The sequence below is a fragment of the Serratia sp. YC16 genome (assembly GCF_009707615.1).
Taxonomy (GTDB): domain Bacteria; phylum Pseudomonadota; class Gammaproteobacteria; order Enterobacterales; family Enterobacteriaceae; genus Serratia; species Serratia surfactantfaciens.
Genome location: NZ_WLYN01000009.1, coordinates 54,246 through 68,979 on the forward strand (window position 1 = coordinate 54,246; position 14,734 = coordinate 68,979).

Annotated in this window: 15 protein-coding genes; 7 read left to right on the forward strand and 8 right to left on the reverse strand. The window is 60.8% G+C overall.

Going from position 1 to position 14,734, the window contains the following annotated elements; genetic code table 11:
- Positions 1–24 precede the first annotated feature (24 nt).
- Genes GKN89_RS20010 through rfaD form a run of 4 tightly spaced genes read right to left on the reverse strand, consistent with a single transcriptional unit; the run spans position 25 to position 4,154 of the window.
- Positions 25–1,191: a glycosyltransferase gene (locus GKN89_RS20010; RefSeq protein WP_154747625.1), complete on the reverse strand. Its 1,167-nt coding sequence runs from the start codon at positions 1,189–1,191 to the stop codon at positions 25–27.
- Positions 1,188–2,153 carry a lipopolysaccharide heptosyltransferase RfaC gene (rfaC, locus tag GKN89_RS20015; protein ID WP_019452210.1) on the reverse strand — a complete coding sequence of 322 codons (966 nt, stop codon included), beginning with the start codon at positions 2,151–2,153 and terminating at the stop codon, positions 1,188–1,190. The genes GKN89_RS20010 and rfaC overlap by 4 nt, the downstream gene beginning before the upstream one ends.
- A 2-nt stretch (positions 2,154–2,155) precedes the next feature.
- A complete protein-coding gene (gene rfaF, locus GKN89_RS20020) occupies positions 2,156–3,202 on the reverse strand; it encodes an ADP-heptose--LPS heptosyltransferase RfaF (RefSeq protein ID WP_019452211.1) in 1,047 nt (348 codons plus the stop codon).
- A 22-nt stretch (positions 3,203–3,224) separates the two neighbouring features.
- On the reverse strand, positions 3,225–4,154 hold the full coding sequence (gene rfaD / locus GKN89_RS20025; RefSeq protein ID WP_019452212.1) for an ADP-glyceromanno-heptose 6-epimerase: 930 nt from the start codon (positions 4,152–4,154) through the stop codon (positions 3,225–3,227).
- 240 nt (positions 4,155–4,394) lie between these two features.
- On the opposite strand from rfaD, the gene kbl reads away from it, so the two are divergent.
- Both kbl and tdh read left to right on the forward strand, forming a co-directional pair.
- Positions 4,395–5,591, forward strand: a complete 1,197-nt coding sequence (kbl, locus tag GKN89_RS20030; RefSeq protein WP_004931154.1) for a glycine C-acetyltransferase — start codon at positions 4,395–4,397, stop codon at positions 5,589–5,591.
- A 9-nt stretch (positions 5,592–5,600) separates the two neighbouring features.
- Positions 5,601–6,626, forward strand: coding sequence for an L-threonine 3-dehydrogenase (gene tdh / locus GKN89_RS20035; protein WP_016929697.1), 1,026 nt, complete (start codon positions 5,601–5,603; stop codon positions 6,624–6,626).
- 40 nt (positions 6,627–6,666) lie between these two features.
- Here tdh and GKN89_RS20040 read toward each other — a convergent pair whose 3' ends face one another.
- Genes GKN89_RS20040 through gpmM form a run of 3 tightly spaced genes read right to left on the reverse strand, consistent with a single transcriptional unit; the run spans position 6,667 to position 10,511 of the window.
- Positions 6,667–7,620, reverse strand: a complete 954-nt coding sequence (locus tag GKN89_RS20040; RefSeq protein ID WP_154747626.1) for a divergent polysaccharide deacetylase family protein — start codon at positions 7,618–7,620, stop codon at positions 6,667–6,669.
- Positions 7,621–7,622: 2 nt separating this feature from the next.
- Positions 7,623–8,957, reverse strand: coding sequence for a murein hydrolase activator EnvC (gene envC / locus GKN89_RS20045; protein WP_063918323.1), 1,335 nt, complete (start codon positions 8,955–8,957; stop codon positions 7,623–7,625).
- 9 nt (positions 8,958–8,966) lie between these two features.
- The gene (gene gpmM, locus GKN89_RS20050; RefSeq protein WP_019452216.1) at positions 8,967–10,511 is read right to left on the reverse strand and encodes a 2,3-bisphosphoglycerate-independent phosphoglycerate mutase; all 1,545 of its coding nucleotides are present in this window, start codon (positions 10,509–10,511) and stop codon (positions 8,967–8,969) included.
- 299 nt (positions 10,512–10,810) lie between these two features.
- Between gpmM and GKN89_RS20055 the strand changes: the two genes are divergently transcribed.
- From GKN89_RS20055 to cysE, 5 genes are all read left to right on the forward strand, one after another.
- Positions 10,811–11,245, forward strand: a complete 435-nt coding sequence (locus GKN89_RS20055) for a rhodanese-like domain-containing protein (RefSeq protein ID WP_015379424.1) — start codon at positions 10,811–10,813, stop codon at positions 11,243–11,245.
- 28 nt (positions 11,246–11,273) lie between these two features.
- The gene (gene grxC / locus GKN89_RS20060) at positions 11,274–11,522 is read left to right on the forward strand and encodes a glutaredoxin 3 (RefSeq protein WP_019452217.1); all 249 of its coding nucleotides are present in this window, start codon (positions 11,274–11,276) and stop codon (positions 11,520–11,522) included.
- 57 nt (positions 11,523–11,579) lie between these two features.
- A complete protein-coding gene (gene secB / locus GKN89_RS20065) occupies positions 11,580–12,050 on the forward strand; it encodes a protein-export chaperone SecB (RefSeq protein ID WP_004931139.1) in 471 nt (156 codons plus the stop codon).
- Positions 12,050–13,069 (forward strand): NAD(P)H-dependent glycerol-3-phosphate dehydrogenase, encoded by a 1,020-nt coding sequence (gene gpsA / locus GKN89_RS20070; protein WP_019452219.1) that lies wholly within the window; start codon positions 12,050–12,052, stop codon positions 13,067–13,069. The genes secB and gpsA overlap by 1 nt, the downstream gene beginning before the upstream one ends.
- A 103-nt stretch (positions 13,070–13,172) precedes the next feature.
- Positions 13,173–13,994 carry a serine O-acetyltransferase gene (cysE, locus tag GKN89_RS20075; RefSeq protein ID WP_004931135.1) on the forward strand — a complete coding sequence of 274 codons (822 nt, stop codon included), beginning with the start codon at positions 13,173–13,175 and terminating at the stop codon, positions 13,992–13,994.
- A 61-nt stretch (positions 13,995–14,055) separates the two neighbouring features.
- Here cysE and GKN89_RS20080 read toward each other — a convergent pair whose 3' ends face one another.
- Complete coding sequence (locus GKN89_RS20080) at positions 14,056–14,727, reverse strand: DUF3313 domain-containing protein (RefSeq protein WP_063918325.1); 672 nt, start codon at positions 14,725–14,727, stop codon at positions 14,056–14,058.
- Between the last annotated feature and the right edge of the window lie 7 nt (positions 14,728–14,734).

Sequence of the window (14,734 nt, forward strand, 5' to 3'; positions counted from 1 at the left end):
CGTGTTTTCCGGCTCACGTTTTAATTAAGCGATGAAGGATCGCAGCGTGTCGTCGAACTCAGCTTTGAACTGAGCATAGTTGAAATGCTCAGCAGGATAGCGCTGCGCATTGCGGCTCAGAGTCTGGTAGGTTTCGCGCTCCAGTAATTTCTCAACGGCATCCGCACAGTCGAGATGCGACAGCAGCTTGGGCGACACCAGACTGTCGGTCAACGGATCGTAGACCTCATGCGGGAAGTCGACCTCGATATCGGTGAGCTGTCGGTGTTGTTCAATGGTGATCGACGGCGTCAGGCCGATGCCGCAGACGCCGTCTTTCACCGCCTCCGGCTGGCCGTCAACCTGCGGGAAAATGACCGGCACGCCGAAATAGAGCGATTCCATGCAAGACAAGCCAAACGGTTCGGTTATCGGTGTACTCATGTAGATATGCGTACGATTGAAGAAGCCGGCGACATCGTCCTGGTAGCCGCTAAAAGTCACGCGATCGCCGAGCTGAAGCCGGGCCGCCAGCGCCTCGAACGCTGCGCGATCCGGCCCTTTGCCGGCCACTTCCAGCGTGACGTCATGTCCGCGCCGCAGCAATTCCTGCATCATCAGCAGCGAAACGCTGATGCCTTTCAGGCTGACCAGGCGCGAGGCGGTGCCGATCCTGATCGGCTGTGACAGCACTTTCGGCGCGTCGGCGATCCCCGCCGGCGTCTTGATGCGGTTGATCACCACGTGATTTGGGCAAGGCAGATTAAAACGCAGCTCCATCACCCGCTTCGACGCGTGCGAGGCGGAAATGACGCCGTCCAGCATGGCGAAGAAACTCAGCGTCTTTTTATTCTTGGGGTAACGCCAGGAGCAGCCGTGATCGTAGTAAACCAGTTTGCCGCGCTTGGGTTTGGCCGCCAGCCCCGGCACCAGGTCCCAGACGATCACTACGTCGGCGTTCGCCCGCTCGATTTTCCACTTCAGCAAAAATTTGCGCAGGAACTGCGGGCAGCGCAACGGCAGCGCATTGATTAGGCGGTTGGCGAAGGTGACGGGCTGATGCGCGGGCAACTGGCGGCGGATCTCTTCGCCAATGTCACCGCTGATGCACAAGACCTGGTTGCTGCCGTCGGTGGTATCGTTGATGTACTGCAGGAACAGGCGCTCGACGCCGCCCATTTTACCCAGGTTGATAATATGCAGTTTTTTCATGCTATAACCTTTTGCAACGCCTGCCATGCTGTATCGGCGTCGATTGTCGCCATGCTTTTTTCCGGCGAAATCAGCGAGTGCTGATTTTGCCCGTAGCCGCCGATCAGGCCGGGATCGGTCGGCCCGAACAGCGTGATGTTCGGTTTGTCGAGCGCGGCGGTCAAATGGCTTAGCCCGGTGTCGACCGAGACCACCCCTTTGGCGCCGGCCAGCACTTCGGCCACCTGCTGCAGGCTGAGTTTCGGCAGCACCTCGACATGCGTAAAACCTTCCGCCAACCGCAGCGCGCGCTGATGTTCATGCTCTGCGCCCCACGGCAGTTTGATCTTCAGCCCGCTGTCGGCCGTCAGCGCGATCAGCTCACGCCAGTTTTGCTCCGGCCAGTGTTTATCGTCACGGGTCGTAGCGTGCAAAAACACCAAATACTGTCCGGCATCGGCCGGCGGACTGCTGAGAAAACGCGCGGCGATGGCGTAATCGCCGTAGCTGCCCGGTTTGTCGTAACCGAGGCTTTTGGCGAACAGCTCGCGCGTGCGTTCCACCGCGTGCTGCTGTTTGTCTATCTCATGGCGAACGTTGTAGAACCAGCTGGCGAACGGCTCGCGTGCGCTCTTGCAGTCGGGGCCATGCTTGTTGCCCTTGGCGATGCGCGTGATCAGCGCGGCGCTTTTGATCAGGCCCTGTGCGTCGATCACCACATCGTAGCGGCGTTCTTGCAGCGCGCGCTTGAAGTCGCAGCGCTGCTGCCGGGTGTCGTTGCCGAACCAGTTTTTACGCCAGCGGCGAATGGCCACCGGGATCACGCGGTCCACCGCCGGGTGCCAGGTGGGAATTTGGCTGAAGCCTTCTTCCACCACCCAGTCGAAGCGGATATCGGGAATGGCCTGCAGCGCGTCGGTCAGGGCGGGCAGCGTATGCAGCACGTCCCCCATCGAGGAGGTTTTTACGATTAACACCTGCATGACTATTCCTCGCTGGCGACAAGCAACGGCGTCAGCGCGTCCAACACTTGCTGCGGCTGAATATCGATCAAACTTTGGTGGTATCCCTGATCGGCATCGCCTTTACGCACCTTGTGGTAGCCGCTGATCAAACGGATAACGCGCGCCTTGTCGGAGAGCGGCGGCGTGAAGTCGGGGCTACTTGGGCCGTACAAGGCTATCAGCGGTTTGTTCAACGCGGCGGCAACGTGCATTAAACCGGAGTCGTTGCTGACCACCGCCCGACAGGCCGCGATCAGGATAACCGCCTGCTCCAGCTGGGTTTTCCCGGCCAGGTTGAGGCAGAAATCGCGCGCGTCTTCCTGCAATGCGGCGCGGATCTGTTCACCGGCTTCGTGGTCTTTCGCCGAACCGAACAGCGCGACCTGATAGCCGCTCTCGATCAGCTGCTGAGCCAGCGTTGCGTAGTGATAATGCGGCCAGCGTTTGGCGGGGCCGAACTCCGCGCCCGGGCAGAAGCCGACGATCGGTCGGCTGTCGGTCAGGTTAAAGGCCGAAGTGGTTTCGGCGATCTCTTCGTCGCTCACCTGCAGCTGCGGCCACAGCAACGGCTGCGGCAGATCGTCGGCGCGCTGAATGCGGCCTTTGTCATAGGCCAGCGCCACGTAGCGCTGCACCATCAGCGGGAAGGCCGTCTTGTCGAGCACGCGGACGTCGTTCAGCAGGCCGTAACGCATTTCGCCTCGCCAGCCGGTGCGCTGCGGGATATCGGCGAAGAAGGGTACCAGCGCGGATTTGAACGAGTTGGGCAGAACGTAAGCGCGATCGTAACGGTTGGCGCGCAGGGCGCGCCCCAGGCGGCGGCGCTCGCCGAGCCCCAGCGCGCCGTGGCCCAGCGGCATCGCCAGCGCCTGATTGACTTCCGGCATGCGCGCCAGCAGCGGGCGGCACCAGGCCGGCGCCATCACATCGATCTCCGCCGACGGGTATTCGGCCTTCAGGGTGCGATAGAGACTTTGCGACATCATCATGTCGCCAACCCAAGAAGGGCCGATAACCAGTATTTTCATACCCAGCGTTAGTTCCTTCAGCTTATGCGGTGCGGTTCAACCAGGCCATGTACTCTTTCACGCCTTCGGCGACCGTTTTGAACGGTGCGTCGTAGCCGGCGGCGCGCAGCTTGGTCAGATCGGCCTGGGTGTACGCCTGATAGCGGCCCTTCAGCTTCTCCGGGAATTCGATGTATTCCACCGCGCCCTTCTGGTGGAAGTCCACCACCGCGTCGGCCACCGCCTGGAAGGTTTCCGCCCGGCCGGTGCCGCAGTTGAAGATGCCGGATTTGCCGGTTTTCCAGAACCACAGGTTGACCGCCGCCACGTCGCCGACGTAGATGAAGTCGCGCTTGAAGTTTTCGCTGCCGGCGAACAGTTTCGGGTTTTCGCCGCGGTTGATTTGGGTGTTCAGGTGGAAGGCGACGCTGGCCATGCTGCCTTTGTGGCCTTCGCGCGGGCCGTAAACGTTGAAGTAGCGGAAGCCGCAGATCTGCGAGTCCGCTTCCGGCAGGATCTCGCGCACGTACTGATCGAACAGGAATTTGGAGTAGCCGTACACATTGAGCGGCGCTTCATATTGGCGCTCTTCGATGAACTCTTCGCGGCCGCCGTAAGTGGCGGCGGAGGAGGCGTACAGGAACGGAATTTCGCGATCCAGGCAGTAGTGCAGCAGGTCTTTGGAGTACTGATAGTTATTGTCCATCATGTACTTGCCGTCCCACTCGGTGGTCGCGGAGCAGGCGCCTTCGTGGAAGACCGCTTCGATATCGCCCAGATCGTCGCCGGCCACGATGCTGGCGATAAAGTCTTCTTTATCGACATAGTCGGCGATGTCCAGATCGACCAGGTTGACGAACTTGGTGCCGTCTTTCAGGTTATCCACCACCAGGATATCGCGATATCCCTTGTCGTTCAGTGCCTTAATGATGTTGCTGCCGATCATGCCGGCGCCGCCTGTGACGATAATCATTGGGTTACCCCTGCTAAGCTGCCTGGTGGAGCACAATGCCCCACGCTCAATGGCGGTTATCATAGCATTTCATGCCGCGGCAAACAGCGTAAGGGCTCCGAATATCCCGCATTGCCATTGAAGTCCGCTTTTTGCCGTGATATCTGCTGCAATTTTAATATTCTCTCCCGCGCATTCTCGTCAGTTTGGTTACAAATCAGTAAAATATGCCGCAAATAGCCCAATCCTGGAGATAACCGAATGTCAGCGTCTTTTTATCAGCAGTTGGAACAACAGCTTGCCGCCACTCGCAGTGAAGGGCTGTTCAAGGAAGAACGCATCATCACCTCCGCGCAACAGGCGGATATCGCCGTCGCCGACGGCAGCCATGTGATCAACTTCTGCGCCAATAACTACCTGGGCCTGGCCAACCATCCGGCGCTGATCGCCGCCGCCAAGTCGGGGATGGACAGCCACGGTTTCGGCATGGCGTCGGTGCGCTTCATCTGCGGCACTCAGGACAGCCACAAACAGCTGGAACAGAAACTGGCGGCCTTCCTGGGTATGGAAGACGCGATCCTGTACTCCTCCTGCTTCGACGCCAACGGCGGGTTGTTCGAAACCCTACTTGGCCCGGAAGACGCCATTATCTCCGATGCGCTGAACCACGCGTCGATCATCGACGGCGTGCGCCTGTGCAAGGCCAAGCGCTATCGCTACGCCAATAACGACATGACCGAGCTGGCCGCGCAGCTGAAGCAGGCCAAAGCCGATGGCGCGCGTCACATTCTGATCGCCACCGACGGCGTATTCTCGATGGACGGCGTGATCGCCAACCTGAAAGGGGTGTGCGATCTGGCGGACGAATATCAGGCGCTGGTGATGGTGGATGACTCCCACGCGGTAGGCTTTGTCGGCGCCAACGGGCGCGGTACTCATGAATACTGCGAAGTGATGGGCCGCGTCGATATCATCACCGGTACGTTAGGCAAGGCGCTGGGCGGCGCTTCCGGCGGCTACACCGCCGCCAAGAAAGAAGTGGTGGAGTGGCTGCGCCAGCGTTCGCGCCCGTACCTGTTCTCCAACTCGCTGGCGCCGGCGATCGTCGCCGCATCGATCAAAGTGCTGGAACTGCTGGAAGAGGGCGATGCCCTGCGCGATCGCCTGTGGGCCAACGCGCGGCTGTTCCGCGAAAAAATGACCGCCGCTGGCTTCACCCTGGCCGGCGCCGATCACGCCATCATCCCGGTGATGCTGGGTGAGGCGAAGCTGGCGCAGGAGTTCGCCAATGCGTTGCTCAAGGAAGGCATCTATGTGACCGGTTTCTTCTATCCGGTGGTGCCGAAAGGCCAGGCGCGCATCCGTACCCAGATGTCTGCCGACCACACCCCGGAGCAAATCGAACGCGCAGTGGCGGCGTTTACACGTATCGGTAAGGATCTTGGCGTTATTGCATAAGGTAAAACCATGAAAGCACTGTCAAAACTGAAAGCGGAAGAAGGGATTTGGATGACCGACGTGCCTCAGCCGGAGCTGGGCCACAACGACATCATGATCAAAATCCGCAAAACCGCGATCTGCGGCACCGATGTGCATATCTACAACTGGGACGAGTGGTCGCAAAAAACCATTCCGGTTCCGATGGTGGTCGGCCATGAATACGTGGGCGAAGTGGTGGCGATCGGTCAGGAAGTCAAAGGCTTCAGCATCGGCGATCGCGTGTCCGGTGAAGGGCATATCACCTGCGGCCATTGCCGCAACTGCCGCGGTGGCCGCACACACCTGTGCCGCAACACCGTCGGCGTGGGCGTGAACCGTCCGGGCAGCTTCGCGGAATACCTGGTGATCCCGGCGTTCAACGCCTTCAAGATCCCGGATAACATCTCCGACGAACTGGCGTCGATCTTCGATCCGTTCGGTAACGCGGTGCACACCGCGCTGTCGTTCGATCTGGTCGGGGAAGATGTGCTGGTGTCCGGTGCCGGCCCGATCGGTATCATGGCGGCGGCGGTGTGCAAACACGTCGGCGCGCGGCATGTGGTGATCACCGACGTTAACGAATACCGTCTGGAACTGGCGCGCAAGATGGGCGTGACCCGTGCGGTGAACGTCAGCAAGGAAAACCTCAGCGACGTGATGGCCGAACTGGGCATGACCGAAGGGTTCGACGTCGGCCTGGAAATGTCCGGCGCGCCGCCGGCCTTCCGCACGCTGCTCAATGCGATGAACCACGGCGGGCGCATCGCCATGCTGGGCATTCCGCCTTCGGATATGTCGATCGACTGGAACCAGGTCATCTTCAAAGGGCTGTTTATCAAAGGGATTTACGGTCGCGAAATGTTCGAGACCTGGTACAAGATGGCGGCGCTGATCCAGTCCGGCCTGGATTTGACCCCGATCATCACCCACCGTTTCTCGATCGACGAGTTCCAGCAGGGCTTCGACGCCATGCGCTCCGGCAAGTCGGGCAAAGTGGTGCTGAGCTGGGATTAATCTCGGCAGACGTGAAAAGGGCCGGAATTCCGGCCCTTTTTTATGCTTGCGGTTTGGCTTGCGTCCAGTGTTGCCAATGACGCTTGATGAAGGCCACCGGCGCCGAAGTGGCGATGCTGTCGGCGATGACGCCCAGCGCGGTGCCGGCGTTGGTACTTTCCTTCGGCGGTTTGACCTTGCACTGCTTGATGCCGCCGCTGAACGGGTTCTTCGGCTGCGGTTTCTGCGGTTTAACCGGCGGTGGGACGTAGCTGCCGCCGCCGTTGCCCTGCGGTTCGTTCAGCAGTGCGCTCGGCTTGACCAGCACGATATCGGCGGGCAGCGACGGCAGCATCTGCTGCAGCACTTTCACCGTCGCCGGGCGCGGGTGGCCAATGGCGATGGCGGAGCCGTTGCGCCGCGCCAATTCGACCGCGCGGTTGAACTGACGGCGGATGTCGGCTTCGTTTGCGGTATCGTCGAGGAACACCTTGCGTTTGATCACTTTCACGCCGGTGCCGGCCGCGGCGCGGGTTGCCTGGCTGCTGCCGATGGTCATGCTGTCGAGAAAATACAGACGGTAGCTTTCGAGCGCCTGCATCACTTTCTGCATGCCCGGCAGGCTGGAGGTCATGGCGCTGCCCATGTGGTTGTTCATGCCGACCGCATAAGGCACGTTGTTCACCGCGTTGCGGATGATGCGCTGGATCTCTTCGCTGCTCATGGAGGGCTGCAGAGTATCGCGCTCCAGCGGCTGCTTGCTGAGCGGCGCCATCGGCATGTGGATCAAGACTTCGCGGCCCTGGCTGTGGGCGCGGGTGGCCATCAGGCGGGCATGCGGCGCGTTGGGCAACACCGCGACCGAGATCGCCGTCGGCATTTGCAGCACCGCGTTTTCTTCGTGAGGGCGGTAGCCCACGTCATCGATGACGATGGAGAGTTTCCCTGCCTGCGCAGCGTAAACCTGCAGCAGACAGCCGATTAACAGAGCTGTACGGGTTTTGACATAGCGCAAATCTATCTTCCCAACCACGGCAGTGGGTTAACCGCCTGTCCCTGACGACGGATTTCGAAATAGAGCGACGGCGTTCCCTGGCCGCCGCTGGTGCCTACCAGAGCGATCGGCTGGCCGGCGCGCACCTGCGCCCCGACGTTGACCAACGCGCTTTGGTTGTAGCCGTACACGCTCATGTCGCCTTTACCGTGTTCGACCACCACCATCAGGCCATAGCCTTGCAGCCAGTCGGCCAGCAGCACGCGGCCATCGGCGACGGCTTTCACTTCGCTGCCTTCGCGGGCTTCAATCACCATGCCTTTCCAGCGTAGCTCGCCCTGCTGCGGTTCGCCAAAGCCGTGCAGCGTGCGGCCGCGCACCGGCCACATCAGCTGGCCGGCCGGACGACCGAGGCCGCCGGTACGCGCCATCAGCGAGCGATCGGCTTCGCTCGGTTTGTAGGTGGTGCCGGTTTTCTTCGCCTGCTGTTCCTTGATGCGCACCTGTTCGCGCACCTTGGCCGCTTCACGCGCTTCGCGTTCGGCGCGCGCACGGGCTTCGCGCTCCGCCCGGGCGATCTTGTCGCGCATGCGGGCTTCGTTCTGGCGCAGTTCCACCAGGCGTTGTTGGTCTTTTTCCAGCGAGGCTTCCAGCGCGGTCAGCGTTTGCTTGCGGGCGCCGCGCGCCTGCTCCAGCTTCTGCTGCTGCGTCTGTTGCTCGCCCAGGAGGGATTTTTGCTGGCCCTGTTTGGCCACCAGCGTGGTTTTTTGCTTCGCCAGCTCGGCGCGGGTCTGCTTCAGCTCTTCGATGGTTTTCTGACGCGCTTCGTTCAGATAGCCGAAATAGGCCAGAATACGTTCGCTGCGCTGGCTTTCTTCACCGCTGAGGATCAGCTGCACGGCGCTGTGCTGCCCTTGCCGGAAGGCGGCGTCGAGCTGTTTGGCGAGGAGGTTTTGTTGGGTCGACTGCTGCTTTTGCAGCTTGGCGATCGAGGCGTTCAGGCCGGAAATATCCTTGCCCAGCTGGGTGAGCGTGCCCTGGGTGTCGCGCAACTGGCGGCTGGCCTGGGCGATGGTTTTTTCCTGCTGACGCAGCTGATCCTGCAGCGAGCTGCGCTGCTGTTGCTGCTGCTTCACCGCTTTTTCTTTCTCGGCGATGCTCTGCTGGATGTCTTTCAGCTGGGATTTATTGTCTTCCGCCGCCTGGCCGGCGAGCGGCAACAGCAAGACGCCAGCGCAAAATACGCTGGCGCACATGGCGGTGAACGTCCTTGGCGCGGTGCGTTCAGGCAGCGGTCGGCTGCCTGCGTTTGCGCTTCGGGTTACCCTTGATAGTGCAAAAAACGCCTTCTCCCTCATGGAGAAGGATTATTCCACGATGAACAGCGGCTTACCAGTCATCTCTTGCGGGATTTCCATTCCCATCAGTGTTAGCAGGGTTGGCGCGATGTCCGAAAGCTTGCCGCCTTCGACCGCCCGCGCCGGTTTGCCGACGTAAATCAGCGGCACCGGCAGGCTGGTGTGGGCGGTGTGCGCCTGCCCGGTGGCCGGATCGCGCATCTGTTCGGCGTTGCCGTGATCGGCGGTGATCAGCAGCTGGCCATCGACGTCGCGCACGGCGTCAACCACCTGAGCGATGCACGCGTCCAGCGTTTCCACCGCTTTGACCGCCGCTTCATACACGCCGGTATGCCCCACCATGTCGCCGTTCGGATAGTTGCAGATAATGGCGTCGTATTTGCCGCTGCGGATGGCGCTCAGCAGCTTGTCGGTCAGCTCGGCGGCGCTCATCTCCGGCTGCAGATCGTAGGTGGCGACCTTCGGCGAATTGACCAGCACGCGGTCTTCGCCCTTGAACGGCGCTTCCACGCCGCCGTTATAGAAGAAGGTGACGTGGGCGTATTTTTCGGTTTCCGAGATGCGCAGCTGGGTTTTGTCGTGCTTCATCAGCCATTCGCCGAAGGTGTTGGCCAGCGACGCCGGCGGATAGGCGCAGGCGGTCGCGATGTCGGCGGCGTACTCAGTCAGCATCACGAAATCGCCGAACTGCACCCGCTTGGCGCGCGGGAAACCGTCGAAATCCGCGTTCACGAAGGCGCGGGTGATCTGGCGCGCGCGGTCGGCGCGGAAGTTCATGAAGATCAACGCGTCGCCGTCCTGCATCGCGGCATCGGCCTCACCGGCGGCGCGAATGACGGTCGGTCTGACGAACTCGTCGTTTTCACCGCGTTCATAGGCGGCCTGCAAGCCGGCAGCCGCATCGTCGGCCAGGTAGTCGCCTTTGGCCGCGGTCAGCAGGTCATAGGCCAGCTGCACGCGATCCCAGCGGTTGTCGCGGTCCATCGCGTAATAACGCCCGATCAGCGAAGCGATGCGCCCGACGCCCAGCGCGGCGAAGGCATCGCGGCAGCGTTGCAGCGGGGCTTCGGCGCTGCGTGGCGGGGTGTCGCGCCCGTCGAGGAAGGCGTGCAGATAGATGGCTTTGGCGCCGCGCTGGGCGGCCAGCTTGATCATGGCCAGGATGTGCTCGTCGTGGCTGTGCACGCCGCCCGGCGACAGCAGGCCCATGATATGCACCGCCTTGCCGGCCGCCACTGCCTTGTCGACGGCGGCAGTCAGCACCGGGTTGGCGAAGAAGTCGCCGTCGGCGATCGCTTTGTCCAGCCGGGTCAGATCCTGATACACGATGCGCCCGGCGCCCAGGTTGACATGACCGACTTCGGAGTTGCCCATTTGCCCGTCGGGCAGGCCGACATCCAGCCCGGAAGCGGCGATCAGCGTATGCGGCTGCTCCTTCCACAGGCGATCCATCACCGGGGTGCCGGCGTTCAGGATCGCGTTGTCCTCCCGCTCTTCACGGTGGCCGTAACCGTCCAGGATCACCAGTACCATCGGTTTTTTGTTGCTCGACATTGCATTGACCTCTTATATGAACTTTTTAAGCTGCGAATAGCCATGCGCCCGCCGCAAGCATGGCTATTCGCCCTCGAAAAACCGGCTGATTTTACACCGCCGCCGGCGATAAATAGCCCAAAGAGATCAAGGTTGCGGCGAATCGCGCGGGCTTTTATGCTCTGACGTCGGGAATTTCTCAGCGCAGCCCGCAGTTTCTACAATCGCGCTTGCTTATTGGCTGTATTTGCCGCACTCGGCAGGTATACTCTGGAACCTTGACTTATTTATCCCTTAACTGACGGGAGTTGTTACACCCCATGCTGCAAGAAATTATGCCATTCGTAAGCAGACACCCTATTCTGAGCCTGGCTTGGATCGCTCTGCTGGTCGCCGTGATCGTCATGACGTTCAAAAGCCGTTTCTCCAAGGTCAAAGAGATCGCCCGCGGTGAAGCTATTCGTCTGATCAACAAAGAAGAAGCCGTGGTGGTCGACACCCGCAGCCGCGACGATTTCCGCCGTGGTCACCTGGCCAACGCCATCAACCTGACCGCCAGCGAAATCAAAAACGGCAGCCTGGGCGAGCTGGAAAAACACAAAGCGCAGCCGATCATCGTCGTGTGCGCCAACGGCACCGCCTCCCGCGAGCCGGCGGAGAACCTGAGCAAGGCCGGTTTTGAAAAGGTGACTATGCTGAAAGACGGCATTGCCGGCTGGAGCGGAGAAAACCTGCCGCTGGTGCGCGGTAAGTAACCGTTTAACCTATTTGAGGTGGCAATCCATGGCTAACATTGATATCTACACCAAAGCGACCTGCCCGTTCTGCCATCGCGCCAAGGCGCTGCTGAACAGCAAGGGCGCGGCGTTTAACGAGATCGCCATCGACGGCGATAGCGCCAAGCGCGAAGTGATGATCGAGCGCAGCGGGCGCACCACCGTGCCGCAGATTTTCATCGACGGCCGGCATATCGGCGGCTGTGATGATTTATATGAACTCGATGCTCGCGGCGGCCTGGATCCGCTGCTTTAAGCCGCTTGCCGGTTCATCGAGTGTCAATAAGGACGTTTAACCAAGGGTATTACTCACATGTCAGAACAAAACAGCACTGAAATGGCTTTCCAGATCCAACGTATTTATACCAAGGACATCTCCTTCGAAGCGCCGAACGCGCCGCAGGTTTTCCAGCAGGAATGGCAGCCGGAAGTTAAACTTGATCTGGATACCGCGTCCAGCCAGCTGGCTGACGAAGTGTATGAAGTGGTACTGCGCGTAACCGTGACGGCGACCCTGGGCGAAGAGACCGCGTTCCTGTGCGAAGTGCAGCAGGCGGGCATCTTCTCGGTAGCAGGCATCGAAGGCACGCAGCTGGCGCATTGCCTGGGCGCGTACTGCCCGAACATCCTGTTCCCGTATGCGCGCGAGTGCATCACCAGCCTGGTTTCCCGCGGTACCTTCCCGCAGCTGAACCTGGCACCGGTCAACTTTGACGCGCTGTTCATGAACTATCTGCAGCAGCAGGCGGAAGGCGAAGGTGCCGCACCACATCAGGATGCCTGATGAACACCGTCAATGCTTCAATGACTGTTATCGGTGCCGGCTCGTACGGCACCGCATTGGCCATTACGCTGGCGCGTAACGGCCATCCCGTGGTGTTGTGGGGACATAACCCCGCGCAAATTCAAACGTTGCAGCACGATCGCTGCAATCAGGCGTTTCTGCCCGACGTTCCTTTCCCCGATACGCTGTTGCTTGAAGCCGATTTGGCGCGTGCGCTGGCCGCCAGCCGCGACGTGCTGGTGGTGGTGCCGAGCCACGTGTTCGGCGACGTGCTGCGCCAGCTGAAGCCGCATCTGCGCCCGGACGCCCGCATCGTATGGGCCACCAAAGGGCTGGAGGCGGAAACCGGCCGCTTGCTGCAGGACGTGGCGCGTGAAGCGTTGGGCGAGGCGATCCCGCTGGCGGTGCTCTCCGGGCCGACGTTCGCCAAAGAGCTGGCCGCCGGCCTGCCGACGGCGATCGCGCTGGCGGCGACCGATGCGCAGTTCGCCGACGATCTGCAACGGCTGCTGCACTGCGGCAAGAGCTTCCGCGTCTACAGCAATCCCGATTTCATCGGCGTGCAGCTTGGCGGTGCGGTGAAGAACGTGATCGCCATCGGCGCCGGCATGTCCGACGGCATCGGTTTCGGCGCCAACGCTCGTACCGCGTTGATTACACGCGGGCTGGCGGAAATGAGCCGTCTGGGTTCTGCGCTGGGCGCCGATCCTTCGACGTTCATGGGCATGGCGGGGCTGGGGGATCTGGTGCTAACCTGCACGGACAACCAATCGCGCAACCGCCGCTTCGGCATTATGCTGGGGCAGGGCAAAGGCGTGCAGGAAGCGCAGGACAGCATCGGTCAGGTGGTCGAGGGCTATCGCAATACCAAAGAGGTGTTGGCGCTGGCGCAGCGGCACGGCGTGGAAATGCCGATCACCGAACAGATTTATCAGGTGCTTTACTGCCATAAAGACGCCCGCGAAGCGGCGCTGAGCCTGCTGGGGCGCGCCCGAAAGGACGAAAAGCCCAGCGTGTGACATAAAACGATATGCCGGGGCAGCATGCTGACCCCGCAAATGACCTGGGCCGCTTCGCGCTACCGTGTGAAGCGGCCCGTTTGGCAAGGCAGAGGGGAATGTGATGTCGTCAGAAGAGTTGGAACAGGTCTGGAACAGCATTAAATCAGAAGCGCGAGCACTGGCTGATTGTGAACCGATGCTGGCCAGCTTTTTCCATGCGACGTTGCTCAAGCACGAGAATCTGGGCAGCGCGCTCAGCTATATGCTGGCCAACAAGCTGGCGACACCGATCATGCCCGCGATTGCGGTACGCGAGGTGGTGGAAGAGGCCTACAAGTCCGACAACCAGATGATCGTTTCGGCGGCGCGCGATATCCTCGCGGTGCGGCTGCGCGACCCGGCGGTCGATAAGTACTCCACGCCGCTGCTTTACCTGAAAGGGTTCCATGCGCTGCAGGCTTACCGCATCGGCCACTGGCTGTGGCAGCAAGGTCGGCAGGCGCTGGCTATCTACCTGCAAAATCAAATTTCCGTCGCCTTCGGCGTGGATATCCACCCGGCGGCGACCATCGGCTGTGGCATCATGCTCGACCACGCTACCGGCATCGTGATCGGTGAAACGGCGGTGGTGGAAAACAACGTCTCTATCCTGCAGTCGGTCACTCTGGGCGGTACCGGTAAAACCAGCGGCGACCGTCACCCGAAAATCCGCGAAGGGGTGATGATTGGCGCCGGCGCCAAAATTCTCGGCAATATCGAAGTGGGCAAGGGTGCGAAGATCGGCGCGGGCTCGGTGGTCTTGCAGGCGATACCGCCGCACACCACCGCCGCCGGGGTGCCGGCGCGCATCGTCGGGCGGCCGGAGAGCGATACGCCGTCGATGGACATGGACCAATACTTCAACGGCACCAATCACGGTTTTGAGTACGGCGACGGCATTTGAGCGCCGCTGGCTGAGCCATTCAGGGGGAGCTTCGGCTCCCCCTGTGTTTTTCAAACCGCGTTCAGCCCTGTTTCGGGAAGTTGGTGATATCGGTGACGATGTCGTCGATCGCCGCCTTGACGTCTTCCGCCGTGACCGGTGAGCTGTCGTTGCTGACGGTTTTGCCGTAGGCCTTGCGCACCACTTCCATCACCGTTTTACCGGTATCCTGGTCGATCAACTCACCTTCGATATACAGCGTGGTGTTTTGCGTCCGGTGGCCGGTGGCGGCCATGGTGCTGGCGACCACGGCGGCGACAGGCACCACTTCATAGAACTTCATGTCTTCGTTTTCGGCTGAAACGGCAGTGATGGCGAGCTTGGCCACCAGTACGCGCGAGCCAGCCGGGCTTGGCAGAATGGTAAAGCGGTTCTGCAGCGCAGTTTTAATTCGCTGGGTCGCATACGCCTTAATCTTGTTCAGCGTTTCCTGGCTGACTCGCGCCGTGGGTTTCTCCGCCGGGAAATAGACCACCGGTTGGAAATAGAGGCCGCGATAGTTGGATTCCTTGTAACTTGGGTCTATCCAGCGCAGCGTTTTATGGCCGCTTGGCGAGGTGGTTTCCTGCAGTTTGCTGTAATCGGACAAGAAGCCCGAATATTGAGATGTCTGGGTGACTTTGGACGAACAGCCCGCCAGCAACAGACCCGCTGCCAGAACCGCCATGGCAACGCCCAAGCGTGGTTTCTTCATATGCTTT

Coding starts and splice junctions, on each gene's coding strand:
- GKN89_RS20010 (WP_154747625.1), bottom strand. CDS start 1,191: ATGAAAAAACTGCATATTATCAACCTGGGTAAAATGGGCGGCGTCGAG.
- rfaC (WP_019452210.1), bottom strand. CDS start 2,153: ATGCAGGTGTTAATCGTAAAAACCTCCTCGATGGGGGACGTGCTGCAT.
- rfaF (WP_019452211.1), bottom strand. CDS start 3,202: ATGAAAATACTGGTTATCGGCCCTTCTTGGGTTGGCGACATGATGATG.
- rfaD (WP_019452212.1), bottom strand. CDS start 4,154: ATGATTATCGTCACAGGCGGCGCCGGCATGATCGGCAGCAACATCATT.
- kbl (WP_004931154.1), top strand. CDS start 4,395: ATGTCAGCGTCTTTTTATCAGCAGTTGGAACAACAGCTTGCCGCCACT.
- tdh (WP_016929697.1), top strand. CDS start 5,601: ATGAAAGCACTGTCAAAACTGAAAGCGGAAGAAGGGATTTGGATGACC.
- envC (WP_063918323.1), bottom strand. CDS start 8,957: ATGAGGGAGAAGGCGTTTTTTGCACTATCAAGGGTAACCCGAAGCGCA.
- gpmM (WP_019452216.1), bottom strand. CDS start 10,511: ATGTCGAGCAACAAAAAACCGATGGTACTGGTGATCCTGGACGGTTAC.
- GKN89_RS20055 (WP_015379424.1), top strand. CDS start 10,811: ATGCTGCAAGAAATTATGCCATTCGTAAGCAGACACCCTATTCTGAGC.
- grxC (WP_019452217.1), top strand. CDS start 11,274: ATGGCTAACATTGATATCTACACCAAAGCGACCTGCCCGTTCTGCCAT.
- secB (WP_004931139.1), top strand. CDS start 11,580: ATGTCAGAACAAAACAGCACTGAAATGGCTTTCCAGATCCAACGTATT.
- gpsA (WP_019452219.1), top strand. CDS start 12,050: ATGAACACCGTCAATGCTTCAATGACTGTTATCGGTGCCGGCTCGTAC.
- cysE (WP_004931135.1), top strand. CDS start 13,173: ATGTCGTCAGAAGAGTTGGAACAGGTCTGGAACAGCATTAAATCAGAA.
- GKN89_RS20080 (WP_063918325.1), bottom strand. CDS start 14,727: ATGAAGAAACCACGCTTGGGCGTTGCCATGGCGGTTCTGGCAGCGGGT.